Genomic DNA, 12,735 nt, shown 5'->3' on the forward strand with positions numbered 1-12,735 from the left:
TAGGGCTGCACCTGTAGGGGGCATGCTCGAGGCATGCACCGAAGCGGCGCATGGCGCGGCATTATTGGACGCGCTGGGAATGGCGAAGCTGGGCCGCGGGCGCGTCGCGCCACTCACGCAGCGCATGCCGCACTTCTTCGATCACCGGTTCCCACTTGCCTGGCTCGCGCTGCCGGAACAGACGCATCGATGGGTACCATGGGCTGTCCGTCCTCCCGGTCAACCATCGCCACTCCGAGTAGGCCGGCACGAGTACCCAGACAGGCAGTCCTGCAGCGCCTGCAAGATGAGCGACCGACGTGTCGACCGTGATGAGCAGATCGAGCGAGTGCAATATCGCTAGCGTGTCGGCAAAGTCGTCAATGGCAGGGCCCAGTGTGTGCAGGTCATATTCATCCTTGAGGTATCCGCTCTCGTTTTCGCGGTCGCCTTTCTGCAGCGAATACCAGGTGGTCGCCGCAAGCGAAAAGAGCGGCTTGAGTGCATCGAGCCGGACTGAGCGGAAACGGTCGAGTACGTGATGAGGGCTGCCTGCCCAGACGATGCCGATACGTTTGTTTCCCGCCTGCGTCGTGCCTCGTGAAATGGTGTCGAGATGAGTCTGCCAGCGCTGTGCCTTTTCCGGCGCAGCCGTGAGGTACGGCATTGCAATTGGAAGCATGGATAAATCGAGTTTCATATGATCCGGTATCCTTAGCATAGGGCACCAGTATTCATAGGGACCGGACGGCAGAGTGGTGAATACGGTCCGCACGCTCTTCATACTGGCAGCCAGTGCCGCGATTGGCCGGCTAACCAGTACGTCGACCGTGGCTCCTCGCCAATACAGCCATTCGGCGAATCTGAGGAACTGGATCTCGTCGCCACGTCCCTGCTCGCCAACAAGGAGGAACCGGCATCCAGCGACCCGCTCTCCGTTCCACTCGGGGAAGGCAGGTCGAATCCGTTCTTCTGCCTTGTCGGGGAGTGCGTAGAACCATTTGTACCGCTTCCAGCCTTCTTCAAATTCGCCGAGGCCAAGCTGTACGCCCGCAAGATGAAACTGCAGGTGAGGGTTGTCCGGCAGGCGCCGCGCTGCTTCCATGCTGTGCGGCCGGCTTTCGGCAAGATGGCCTTGTATGCTGAGTGCGCGTGCCGCGTTGTGATGCAGGAGCGGGTGGTGCGGATCGAGAGCGAGTCCTTGTCGGGCGACATTAAGCGCATCGCTGAAGCGGTCGTTGGTGTTTAACGCGTACGCTAGCGACTTTAGCGCTTCGACATCGCCGGCAAAGCGGGTTCTTATCTGTTTGATAATTTCATCCAGCTCGCGCGTGCGATTGGCGGTTGCGAGCGCCGTCACCAGGTCGAGCGCGTCTTGCAGGTTGGCGGGGGCAAGCGCCCACGCGCGTAGCCAGTAGTTCGCCGCGTCGTCGATCCGCCCGATTTGCGCATTGATCCGGGCCAGGGCGCGCACGGCGTGATGCAAACGCGGTTCGATTTCAAGGGACTTCCGATAATGGGCGATTGCCTCATTCAGGCGGTTGGTCGATCGCAGGCAGTCAGCCAGATTCCTGTGAAGACTGGCGGTATTGGCGATATCTCCGGTCAAATACAGCGCGTGACGATAGAACGCTTCAGCCGATACATGGTCACGTTTCAATGCCGCCAGCAGACCTGCGTGTTCCCATAACTCAGCGCGTTCAGGGGCGGCTTGCAAGGCCAGGTCCAGATAGCCGCGCGCCTGGCTCATTTCATTCACATGAACACAGGCAAGTCCCATGCGGTGCAACGCATGGGCATCGCGCGGGCGCCGGGTTAGCACCTTCTGATAAGCGTTCATCGCATCGGTCATACGACGCGCGAGAAAATCTGCATCCGCGCGTGCAACGAGAACGTCCACGGCTGTGTCATTGTCATTCATCGTTTGCCACATGGATTGCGGGAAGTGCGCCCCTGATGCATCGTTGCAGTACAGGGGCGTCATTCGTGCACAACCGGCTTATGGGGAATAGTAAGTAGCAACCGACTGGATGCGGATATCGTCGATTGGTTTGGCCGTGCTCACCATGACGTAATACGTTCCTGTTGGCACCGGGCCGGGGCTCTTGTAGCTGTGCTCGGGGAATGGCGTGAGCAGGATGATAAATAGCCTGATTGATATAAACCATCGGGCTTGGCTATTTGTGCGTCGGATAAGTTACTTGATGCGTAAGACTGCAGGTGTGGTTTGCTCGCACAATCACTCAAGTGGCACAAGCCGCACGAGCGGAGGAATCGACTCAACCAGTTTGGTAGAACGGCGTTACGCCCAGCCTGGCATGGCAGCGGAAGGAAAGACGCGCCCCAGTCAATACCACTTGCCGTAACTCCGGGGCGAAAACAGACAACTGACAGCAATCATGGCGGCTACGCTTACTGCCAGCATGATCCAGGCGGCCCCGAACCCGCCGCTCCAACCTCGAACGATCCCGGCAAAAACGGGCGCGATCGCGGCCACGATAAATCCGACACCCTGAGTAAACGCCACCAGCCTGCCCGCGACGCGATGATCGGCCGAATGATCCATAGCGGTGACGAGCGTCAACGCGAACGTCCCGCCAAGGCCGGCGCCGGCAACGCCAACCCAGACCAGCGGCGCTGCATCAGGCCACAGGATCAGACCAAGCAACCCGACCAATTGAGCGGACAAACCCAGAACCAGCCACGGCCGCCGGTCCCGGAACGACGCCGCGACCAGCGGAAGCAATAGCGCGGCGGAAGCCTGAAACACGGTCATGCTGGCGAGCAACGACCCGCTATCCGCGACGCTCACGCCGCGCTGCTGATAGAACGCCGGCAGCCACGCGACGAGTGTCGTATATCCGCCGTTGACGATTCCGAAGTAGAGGCCAAGCGTCCACGCGCGCCGCTTGCGCCACAGGGGAAGAGCCGGCGGGCTTGCCGGAGCGGCTTGTGCCGCAGCGCCGGTCGAAGGTCGAAGATTCAGGCCGAGCCAGCAGATCAGCGCGATCAGAGCAGGAACGGCCCACACCGCGAGCCCTGCGTGCCACGACCCCATTGCGTTGCTGACCCACGGACTCAAACTCGCCCCCAGCCCGCCGCCGCCCATGATCGACGCGGAGAAGACCCCCATCGCCAACGGCACCCGCGCATGGAAGCGCTGCTTCATGACGGCGGGCAGCAGGGCCTGAATCGCCGCAACGCCGATGCCTGCCAGAGTCGCTGTCAACAGCAGGGCGGCACCGCTTCCGGTCGCCCAGCGCGCGCCGCACGCCAGCGCGATCGCCAGCAAACCGAGCGCGACGCCGCGCGTTTCGCCGATCGTGCGGGTCAATGCGCCGGCGCCGAACGCGCCGATGCCCATCGCGACGACCGGCAAGCTGGTCAGCAACGAAGCGCCATAGAAGCTCAGGCCGGTTGCCGTGCGGATCGTCGTCATCAATGGACTGATCGACGTCAGCAAGGGCCGCAAGTTGATGCCGATTACCACGATTACGCACAGCCATAAGGCGTCCCGCCACGTTAGCGCATGGGATGTCACGCTGACGTCGGTACGGGCCGGAGCGGTGCTGGAGTGCGAATTCACGATGGACCTGAGTGTGAGAGGTGGACGCCGCCCGCAAGCGCTAAAGAAACTGCGCGACCTTGGCGGCACGGCTGGAAAAGAGCCTCGAGCGCAGCGAAAAATCCGCTTGAGCTTCATTTTGGTTGACCATAATAACTTAAAATGGTTAACCATTTCAGTGATGCCCGGTATAGGCGGCGTCATAAGCGCATGGCGTTTGCGGTCCGCCGCCGCTAGAATGCCGGGCGATACCGCCCCGTTCCCGTCACCGGATTCCATGGCCCCACGTTCCCGAAGTGCATCGTCAGCCGATACAGAAACGCCGCTTCACGCCGCGATCGGCGACGACTCGATCAGCGTCGAAGAGCGTATTTACGCGTCGATCACCGCGGCGTTGTTGCAAGGCCGTCTGCGGCCGGGTGCGCAACTGGTCGAGCGCGATCTCGCCGCGGCGTTTGGCTGTACGCGTGGCGCGTTGCGCAAGGTGCTCGCGCGGCTGGGCTTCGAGGGCAAGCTGGTGCTCGCGGCGAATCGCGGGGCGTTTGTGCCGTCGCCATCGGAAGACGACATTCGTCAGGTGTATCGCGCCCGGCAAATTGTCGAGGCGGGCATTGTCGCGGCCTTGTGCGGGAGTTTGAGCGCGGCTCACAAGCGCCGCCTGCGCGCCCATGTGCGCGGCGAAGAGAAGGCGTCACGCGCCGGCGCAGTCGAGGAATCCGTGCGGCTCGCGGGCCAGTTTCATGTGCTGTTGACGGAACTCGCAGGCGGTACGGAATTGCTTGGCCTGGTTGGGCAACTCGTCGCGAAGACGGAGTTGTACAAGGCCTTGTTCGACCCGTCGAAGGGTTCGACCTGCTCCGCGGACGAGCACATGCAGATCATCGAAGCACTCGATGCGGGAGACCTGCATACGGCGCTGGCGGCGATGCGCGAGCACCTGTCGGAACTGGAGGAGCGGGTGGTCGAGCAGATGCGCAAAAGCGCCGGCGGCGAGGATCTCGGTGCGGTGTTCGGGGTGTAAAAAGAGGCAGCGTAGTGAGTGCGCGAGGGTGCGAGACACCCGGCTGCGGAAGGACGGCGCGAGCGGCGGAGGCGCGCGCTAGTTGCGGCTATGCGGACGACGACTCAGCAAAACGGTCGGCCAGACACAGCGCGGAGCATGTGGGTGAAAGCGGTGGGTGCAAAGCGGGTGGGTAAAAGCGGACGGTTGCAAAGCGCGTAGGCGCAAAGCGGTTGCAAAGCATGCAACTCATACGACGCCGCAGCGCGCCGCCCAGGCTCGAGTCAAGCAAATCAAGCCGGAGGAGGCGCGCGAAAGGCTTCGCGAACAACGGACAGCAAGGGGTCACGCAACAACCGCCAGTAAGCGGTCAGCGTGCCGCCGGCCTTAACGGCGACGGAATTGCGTATTGCGTGCGCCGCCGCCACCGGTGGCGCGCTCGTCTTTGTGACGGAAGTTGATCCGGCCTTTGGTCAGATCGTAAACCGACAGTTCCAGCGTCACGCGGTCGCCCGCGAGAATACGGATATGGTTCTTGCGCATGCGTCCGGACGCGTAAGCGCCAACCACGACGCCGTTGTCGAGCGTCACGCGGTAACGACTATCCGGAAGTACTTCGTCGACGATACCGTCAAGTTCAAGCAGTTCTTCTTTCGCCATGCATAACTCCTGGTCGATGGGATAAATGGGTGTTGGCCGCACGGCTAAGCCGGCTTGCGCAACATCTGATACGGTTGACAGTTGGCTTTCAGGCCAACTGCTGCGGCTCCAGCGGATTCGCTGATAGTACCGCTCAAAGATCGGCGACGGACTGGCCGTCTACGCGGCCGTCGATCAATTGCTCGGCGTGAGCCATGCACGCAATGCGCGCCTTGCCCGTGCCGTCGAACGGAAACAGATACTGCAGACGGAACACACGCCCGTCGGCCGCCGGATTGGCGCCCACGCGGCAGATGCGCACCGACGCGTCGTACCCTGCGTCCGGATTGCGGCTCGTCTGACCGTCCACCGGACGGCGCGGATAGACGAGCGGGTGAATTTCGTAACCCTTGTACGTCTTGACAACTGAATTCATGAAGCGTGGTCCTGTATTACGTGGCCCCCGTGTCACGCGTGTTACGCGCGGCACAACAGGCCCGGCTGCGCAGCACCTTGGGGCGCGCAGCCATGGAAAAAGGTTGGCACAGGCCCGATGGCAAGGGCATGAGCGCGGCCGCGCAAAATCGCGGATTCGATGGAGAAGAAACACGCTGATGTCGCGCAGACATCGGGCGCGTAAATGAACCACCCAGCTGCACAACTCGCGACGGCGAATGCAGGCGGCGCATTGCCGGAGTGACGGGATCGCCGACAGGCAGCGGTCGAACAGTCGGGGGTGGTGCGGAGACGCCAATTGATACTGCTTTGCCCTGCCGCTTGTATTCCCGCTCGTGTTGCCTTGTATTGCCAATAGTGCGGGTGCGGAATACAGCTATTCCAATATGATGCACTAAATGGGGCTAATTGGATAGCAAAAACTTCCGCGCGCGGGCAAATCGCCCAGCCGGCGGGGCTTTGAGCAAGAAAAGGTCGCCGCGAACAGCGTGCCGGGGTATGACCGGCGCGCTGTGGGCGAGATAGCGCCGTGACGGCGCCGGCGGGCGGGCGTCAGCGGGTGGTTTCGGCGACGCGCTTCTGCAGTTCGCGCGAAGCGGCGAGCGGAATGCGCGCATCATCCCAGCCGGCAAGCCATTCGACTTCCTTCGACGTAAAAATCTGCCCGTGATTGCGCAGCGTGTATTGCAACGAATCGATGATGTGATTGCGAATGATCTCCGGCGTGCCTTCGTCGTCGAGCACGGCGCGAAACGCTTCGAGCGTGGCCATCTGCAGCTCCGTGAAATAGTTGCTTCTTTTATCGCACGAAAAAAAAGCGCAGGCGAGGCAAACAAAATTCATTGTGTGCGGATGCAACAAGCACAAGGCGTGGGCAGCATGCCGCCGATTGCCCATCAATGCCCTGGGGGTGATGCGGCCCCGCAATAAAATAGCCGCTGCGCGGCCACCGTGCCGTCGCGGTCGCCGCCGCTGATTGGGGTCGTTACAATGGCGAGTTGCAGCGCGCGGCTGCCCGGCATCGTTGTGCCTGCCCCGCCTGCCGGTCATAACCTTGGCGCCCCGCCTGGCCCATCCGGGCGAAAGCGGTGCCGCATTCCTCGAACACAGCGACTTCTCAATGCGCAAGACAACCGTCTCTCCTGTGAAAGACCTGCTGCTGGACCGCTACGCACCCATTGCAGACGGCATCGCTGCGCTGTTCTATCCATGTGCCGAAGTCGTGATTCACGACCTGCGCGATCAAACCATCGCGTATCTCGTGAACAACCTGTCGAAGCTTGAAGTGGGCGGTCCCTCGGTGCTCGACGAAGTCCACTACGCGGCGCGCGGCCGGACCATCGGTCCGTATGAGAAGCTCAATTGGGACGGCCGCCGCATGCGCTGCGTGAGCAACATCCTGTTTGACGACGAAGGCAAGCCGGCCGGCATGCTGTGCATCAACTTCAACATCGCGGTGTTCGAAGATGTGCGCTCCACGCTCGATCTGTTCATCAAGGGCGGCAATCTGACGGACGCGCCCGCGGAGGAGCTGTTCCGCGACGACTGGCAGGACCGCATCAACACGTTCCTGCACACCTGGCTGCGCGAGCGGCAGATCGGCATCAATGCGCTCACGCGCGAACACAAGCGGGAAATCGTCGAGGCGCTGCACGCGCAAGGCGCGTTTCGCGGTCGCAGTTCCGCCAACTATGTAGCCGCGGTACTGACGATGGGGCGCGCCACCGTCTACAAGATTCTGAAGCAGATGAAAGAGGGCGGCTGACGCTCATCAAGTCGCGCTGGCAGCCCTCGCGTACCGCATCAGCGTGGCTTGTTCGCCGCGCTGTCGACCTCGGCACGCAGACGTTCCTCCTGGGCTCGCAGCTCAGGTGTCAGTTCCGCGCCGAAATCATCGACGTCAAACAGCGGACGAATTTCGATCTCGGAGTCGCCGATCATGGGATTGGGGCAGCGCTTGACCCATTCGACGGCTTCTTCGATCGACTTGACCTGCCACAACCAGAACCCCGCGACGAGTTCCTTGGTCTCCGTGAACGGTCCATCGATCACGGTCCGCTGGGTGCCGGAGAAGCGCACCCGCTTACCTTTCGCGCTCGGGTGCAAACCTTCGCCGGCGAGCATCACGCCGGCTTTCACGAGTTCTTCATTGAAGTTGCCCATTGCCGCCAGCAGTTCCGTGCTGGGCATTGTGCCGGCCTCTGAATCGCTGGTCGCTTTGACCATTACCATGACGCGCATTGTCCTTCTCCTTGATTGAGTTGTTTGAGCCGCACGGCCCCGAGGCGGGTTCAGTATCACGGGTGGCTCTTACACGACGACGAATCGGCATGCTGGAAATCGACATTGTCGTCGGGAAATTTAGCGCATGCCCGTGTCATTGCTTTGGCACGGCACGAAAGGACCCACGTTGGCGACAGCGAAAGCCCGCATCAGCGATCTTTCGCACGGCGGCAGGCGTTTAAAATGACGAGTGCAACACAACCACGTGCTTTGTTTCGGAGCACGTCGGCCCGCTTAAAAAAATCCGTTGATCGGAACAGGAGTTGTTGAATGGTGCGTTATCGACACTACAAAGGCGGTATTTACGAGCTGGTTTGCGAGGCCACGCTGGAGTCCGATCCGACGGTCACGATGATCGTCTACAAAGCCAGCAATGGTACGATCTGGACGCGCCCGGCTTCGGTGTTTTTCGAGCTGGTCGAAATCGACGGGGCCAAGGTGCCGCGATTCGCGCCGATCAACTAGGCGGGACTCGTTCAAGCGATTGCAAGCGCGATCGCACTCGATGAACGCGCACTGCCAGGCCAACACAAACAGGAAATCCGAATGCGTCTATTGCTTGCCATCATTTTGCCGTGGTTCCAGTTCTTCACGATCGGCCGGCCGTTTGCCGGGATCATCTGTCTGATCTTGCAGATCACGCTGATCGGCTGGATTCCGGCCGCGATCTGGTCCGTGTATGCGTTGAGCCAGTACACCACCGACAAGAAAATCGCCCGGGCAATGGGCAACGGCCGTTAAGGCTGAAGGCGAAGCGGTCCGCCGCGCTACGGCAATTCAACCGCATCCGGCGCTTCGATCACCACGTCGGTTTCCGCGATTGCCACGCACGGCAGGATGTAGCCTTCCGCTTTTTCTTCGCGGCTGAGACCCGGCCACTCGATGGTGTAGCGCACACGTCCCGCGGTCATTTTGCACAGACATGTGCGGCAAGTCCCGTTGCGGCACGAGCGCGGCAAACGCAGATTCGCAAAGCCGGCGGCTTCGAGAATCGTGAGCGAATCGGGCGCTTCGAAGCTTTGGCCGAGCGGCTCGACGCGAACGAGAGGCGGGCGGGTAGGATCGGACATCGTGTGAATGGGTGACGGACTGCGCCACACTTTACACGGTGCAACGGGGTTCATCGCGCGTATGGTCGAAGTGCGCGCCGAACGCGTCGTCTGTTTGATGCCTTTTATCGTCTGGGCACCAAGCGCCGGCCCCGGTTATCGCCCGGGCACCGAACCTCCGGCTCCGGTGCCGCCGTTTCAATGTGTCGTATTCCCACGCCGCAGATACCGGTACACCGTATTGCGCGCCAGCCCCAGTTCGCGTGCCGCCGCCGACACATTGCCGTCGAGCCGCGCGAGCGTTTGCGCGATCAACGTGGCCTGCCAATCTTCCATTCGGGCGGGCGACCCTTTTAGCGGCGCGGCCGCTTTTTCGTACCCGTCACCGCCATCGCCGTTGCCTGAAAGCGCCACGGGCGGCTGGGCCTTTTCGCCGGCCGGCGCATCCTCGCAATCCTGCAGAAAATCCTCCGGCAAATCCTCGAGTTCGATCTGCTCGGCACCCTCGGCCATGATGCTTGCGGTGCGCAGCACGTTGGCCAATTGCCGCAGATTGCCGGGCCAGCGGCATTGCGCAAACCGTTCCAGTACCTCATCGGAGACGCGGCGCGGCAAACGCTCGTTGTCGGGCTGCAATGCCAGCATGCGTTCGACGAGCGGCGCCAGATCGCTGCGCTCGCGCAGCGCCGGCAAGGTGACGACGAGGCCGTTGATCCGGTAATACAGATCCTCGCGGAAGGTGCCGGCTTCGATCATCGCGCGCAGATTGCGGTGGGTCGCGCAGACGATGCGCAGATCGACCGGAATCGCTCGCGTCCCACCGAGCGGCACGACCATGCGTTCCTGCAGCACGCGCATCAGGCGCACTTGCTGGGCGAGCGGCATATCGCCGATTTCGTCGAGAAAAAGCGTACCGCCGTCGGCCTGCACGATCTTGCCGACGCTGCCGCGTTTCTTGGCGCCGGTGAAGGCGCCGTCTTCGTAACCGAACAACTCGGCTTCGATCAGCGTATCGGGCAGCGACGCGCAATTCAGCGCGACGAAGGGCGCGGCCCGTCGCGGTGAATCGTGATGGATCGCGCGGGCGAGCCACTCCTTGCCGGTGCCGGTTTTGCCGAGTACGAGAATGGGAATGTCGCGTCCGCGCAGCTTGGCGACGCGCCGCAAGATCGCTGCGACTTGCGCGTCGCCCGTATCGAGCGTTTCGAGTGTGGCGAGGGGGGCGGCTTCAGAAGGCCGGGCCGCGGCGCGTGTGCCGCCGGACGTGGCCGTACGTGAGGCGTCCAAAAAGTCTTCTGCCGACGCAGCCGAAGCAACATAGCGCGGCGCCGCAAACTCGCCGCGTGCGACCACGCGCACGCCGCTTGGCAGCGTCAGCACGATGCCTTCGCCGGGTGCGCGGGCGATCTGCTGCAACACCCTGGCAAAGGCGATGCCGAACAGCGCCTCGAACGGTTGCGGGAGCAGGTCGGCGAGCGGTTGACCGAATTGAAACAGCGCGCTGCGATTCGCGGACAGAAAAGTGCCGTCCGGCGCAAAAGCGGCGAGCCCTTCGTACAGCGTGCCGATGAATTCCGCGCGCGCGTGAAAGTGGATGCGGATGGCGTCGACGAATTGATTGGAGAACAGATGATTTTCGATCATCTGCGCCGACATCCGCACGAGTGCGAGCGTGTGCTTGTGGAAGCCGCGCGAGTCGCCGCTGACATCGAGCGCGCCGATGGTGCGGCCGAACGGATCCGCGATCGGCGTGCACGAACAGGTGAGAATCCGGTTCGCGTGCAGGAAATGCTCGCCGGCATGCACGACGGTCGGTTGCCCGTCGATCAGGGCGGTGCCGATCGCATTCGTGCCGCGATCCGCTTCGGCCCACGACACGCCCGGACACAACGCGACGCGATTGGCTTTTTCGACGAAATCGCTGTCGCCGAGACTGTGGAGAATCACGCCGTGATTGTCGGTGAGCAGCACCATGCTTTGCGTGTCGACGATCTGCGCGTGCAGGGTCTCCATGACGGGGAGCGCGTGGGTATAAAGCGACTGGTTCCGATCGACGAGCTCACGCAGCGCGACGCGGCGCAACGGATGAAAGTCCGGCGTTTCCGACGCACGCAGGCCGACTTCGAGCGAGCGGGCATGAGCTTGCGCGATGACATCTGGCCGACCGATGGCGGGCGGCGTGGCAGGACGATGGATCAAAGCATGTCTCCGGTTATCGGACCCGGCGGGTGCGTTGCCCGCCGTTGCGTTCCGCAGCGCAACATACGCGTCTGTGGCCGAACACTGATATTACAGGACGAAGCAGGACCCTGGAGAAAGCCGCGCGGCAGAGAAAAACGGGGGCGCTCTGAAGCGGAAAAATGCCCAGAAAACCCGCACCGGGCACCAAAATCGAGCAAACGAAAAGGAAAACTTGCGCAGCGCCCGAACTCGTCTACAGTGAATCAAATCACCTCCGCGCGGCGCGAACTATATTGCCGTCGGCGCGAGCAGGTGACGGCCCCGCGCCACAGGCATACGACAAGGAGGGAAAAGCGCTGCGAGTGCGACCAGACTCAACCAGCGTGCGCAGTACCAATCGACCCAGCGCCGCACCCAACCATTAGGTGAACTCCCATGCAGATCCTATTCCCGAACGAAACTCCTGAATATTCAGGCCGCGAACTTACCTTGGCGTTCCCGGCGATGGTTGATGGGCTAAGGGTGGAGTGCATGATCACGGCCGAGGCGCTGGAAGATCACTTTGGCGCTGCCTCGCCGCGTCTGGAGGACATGGTTGGCGCATTCGACGCACACCGGACCCGGATCGAAGCCGCGACGCGACGCCTGCTATCGGAAACGAGGGCGCAATGCCTGGTGTTGAGGAGCGGCTACGTGCGTTTCTATGAAGCGAACTGGCGCAACTGAGCGTACCCCGCGCGGTTGAGCGAATCCGCGCGGCTGCAAGTTCAAGAGGCAGTAAGTTCAAGAAGCTGCGAGAGTGCAAGCGCCGCCGATTCCGCATGCGCTGAAGACTGGAAGTGGTTCAGATAGCGGATTAAATCATCCGCCGCAGCGTCCGATCCTTGAACACCACGTGATGCGCAATCGCCGCAAGCGCGTGCAATCCGATGACCCAGTAAAACGCGTTGCCAAGCCACTCATGCGCGGTTTTGAGCAATGGCCGCGCAATCGGATCCGCGCCGATCAGCGTGTAATTGAGGTTGACCCAGGCCAGCGTTACCGGATGCCCGCCGGCATTGACCATCAGGATGCCGAGCAGCGGTTGCGCGAAGATAAAGATGTACAAGGCGAGATGCGCGGCCCGCGCCAGAAACGCCAACAGCCGATTGCCTTCCATTTCCGCGGGCGCGCCGGCCCACAGCCGCCATACCAGGCGCAGAACCGACAGTCCCAGCACCAGGGTGCCGGCGCAGAAATGCACGTTGCTCCAGAAGGCTCGGCTGTCGGACCCTTTCGGTCCGCGTATTTCGATTGCCAGATAAGCGAGCGCGACCAGCAGAAAAATCGCCCAGTGGAAGAAGATGGCGGGCGTCGTATAACGGTCCGAGGCGCGGCTGTAGGGCGACATGCAGGGAACTCCTGTGACCAGTTCGTTGGTTTTTATCAATCATCGGATGATAAAGGGTGCCCGACCGGAACGGGCGCCTTCAATAAAACGATTGTTGATCCAGACCGAACCGTGGCCAAACAGGGCGCCGCCGCGCTGCTTTCAGCCGGGCCGCGACGCATGATGCGGCGCCCCGCATCGCCCATCCCCAGAC

14 protein-coding genes are annotated in these 12,735 nt (G+C 62.0%); 5 read left to right on the top strand and 9 right to left on the bottom strand.

What is annotated here, in order from left to right; translation table 11 throughout:
• Window positions 1–61: 61 nt before the first annotated feature.
• Window positions 62–1,900: a tetratricopeptide repeat protein gene (locus ACOSV0_RS28430; protein WP_434115765.1), complete on the bottom strand. Its 1,839-nt coding sequence runs from the start codon at window positions 1,898–1,900 to the stop codon at window positions 62–64.
• 426 nt (window positions 1,901–2,326) lie between these two features.
• Window positions 2,327–3,565: a cyanate transporter gene (locus ACOSV0_RS28435; protein WP_434115767.1), complete on the bottom strand. Its 1,239-nt coding sequence runs from the start codon at window positions 3,563–3,565 to the stop codon at window positions 2,327–2,329.
• 256 nt (window positions 3,566–3,821) lie between these two features.
• Here ACOSV0_RS28435 and ACOSV0_RS28440 point away from each other — a divergent pair, with 256 nt between their 5' ends.
• Window positions 3,822–4,565 (top strand): GntR family transcriptional regulator, encoded by a 744-nt coding sequence (locus ACOSV0_RS28440; RefSeq protein ID WP_434115769.1) that lies wholly within the window; start codon window positions 3,822–3,824, stop codon window positions 4,563–4,565.
• Between the two features lie 366 nt (window positions 4,566–4,931).
• On the opposite strand, the gene infA is transcribed toward ACOSV0_RS28440, so the two are convergent.
• The 3 genes from infA to ACOSV0_RS28455 form a co-directional block, all read right to left on the bottom strand.
• Complete coding sequence (gene infA / locus ACOSV0_RS28445; RefSeq protein WP_012427521.1) at window positions 4,932–5,204, bottom strand: translation initiation factor IF-1; 273 nt, start codon at window positions 5,202–5,204, stop codon at window positions 4,932–4,934.
• Window positions 5,205–5,337: 133 nt separating this feature from the next.
• Window positions 5,338–5,619, bottom strand: a complete 282-nt coding sequence (locus ACOSV0_RS28450; RefSeq protein WP_434115773.1) for a hypothetical protein — start codon at window positions 5,617–5,619, stop codon at window positions 5,338–5,340.
• Between the two features lie 572 nt (window positions 5,620–6,191).
• Window positions 6,192–6,410, bottom strand: a complete 219-nt coding sequence (locus tag ACOSV0_RS28455; protein ID WP_028194708.1) for a hypothetical protein — start codon at window positions 6,408–6,410, stop codon at window positions 6,192–6,194.
• A gap of 349 nt (window positions 6,411–6,759) precedes the next feature.
• Between ACOSV0_RS28455 and ACOSV0_RS28460 the strand changes: the two genes are divergently transcribed.
• Window positions 6,760–7,404 (top strand): helix-turn-helix transcriptional regulator, encoded by a 645-nt coding sequence (locus ACOSV0_RS28460; RefSeq protein ID WP_434115775.1) that lies wholly within the window; start codon window positions 6,760–6,762, stop codon window positions 7,402–7,404.
• Between the two features lie 38 nt (window positions 7,405–7,442).
• Here ACOSV0_RS28460 and ACOSV0_RS28465 read toward each other — a convergent pair whose 3' ends face one another.
• Window positions 7,443–7,880, bottom strand: a complete 438-nt coding sequence (locus tag ACOSV0_RS28465) for a YciI family protein (protein ID WP_434115778.1) — start codon at window positions 7,878–7,880, stop codon at window positions 7,443–7,445.
• 312 nt (window positions 7,881–8,192) lie between these two features.
• Here ACOSV0_RS28465 and ACOSV0_RS28470 point away from each other — a divergent pair, with 312 nt between their 5' ends.
• Together ACOSV0_RS28470 and ACOSV0_RS28475 are read left to right on the top strand one after the other, a co-directional pair.
• Window positions 8,193–8,387, top strand: a complete 195-nt coding sequence (locus ACOSV0_RS28470; RefSeq protein ID WP_434115780.1) for a DUF1653 domain-containing protein — start codon at window positions 8,193–8,195, stop codon at window positions 8,385–8,387.
• A gap of 81 nt (window positions 8,388–8,468) precedes the next feature.
• On the top strand, window positions 8,469–8,663 hold the full coding sequence (locus ACOSV0_RS28475) for a YqaE/Pmp3 family membrane protein (RefSeq protein ID WP_408217913.1): 195 nt from the start codon (window positions 8,469–8,471) through the stop codon (window positions 8,661–8,663).
• A 26-nt stretch (window positions 8,664–8,689) separates the two neighbouring features.
• Here the strand turns inward: ACOSV0_RS28475 and ACOSV0_RS28480 are convergent, their stop codons facing one another.
• Window positions 8,690–8,992 (bottom strand): 2Fe-2S iron-sulfur cluster-binding protein, encoded by a 303-nt coding sequence (locus ACOSV0_RS28480; RefSeq protein ID WP_434115782.1) that lies wholly within the window; start codon window positions 8,990–8,992, stop codon window positions 8,690–8,692.
• A 177-nt stretch (window positions 8,993–9,169) separates the two neighbouring features.
• Window positions 9,170–11,170, bottom strand: a complete 2,001-nt coding sequence (locus ACOSV0_RS28485; RefSeq protein WP_434115784.1) for a sigma-54-dependent Fis family transcriptional regulator — start codon at window positions 11,168–11,170, stop codon at window positions 9,170–9,172.
• Between the two features lie 417 nt (window positions 11,171–11,587).
• Between ACOSV0_RS28485 and ACOSV0_RS28490 the strand changes: the two genes are divergently transcribed.
• On the top strand, window positions 11,588–11,878 hold the full coding sequence (locus ACOSV0_RS28490; protein WP_325046338.1) for a DUF1488 domain-containing protein: 291 nt from the start codon (window positions 11,588–11,590) through the stop codon (window positions 11,876–11,878).
• 130 nt (window positions 11,879–12,008) lie between these two features.
• Here ACOSV0_RS28490 and ACOSV0_RS28495 read toward each other — a convergent pair whose 3' ends face one another.
• Window positions 12,009–12,542, bottom strand: coding sequence for a cytochrome b (locus tag ACOSV0_RS28495; protein ID WP_434115786.1), 534 nt, complete (start codon window positions 12,540–12,542; stop codon window positions 12,009–12,011).
• Window positions 12,543–12,735: the final 193 nt, after the last annotated feature.

It is taken from the genome of Paraburkholderia caffeinilytica (genome assembly GCF_051027425.1).
GTDB classification, from domain to species: domain Bacteria; phylum Pseudomonadota; class Gammaproteobacteria; order Burkholderiales; family Burkholderiaceae; genus Paraburkholderia; species Paraburkholderia caffeinilytica_A.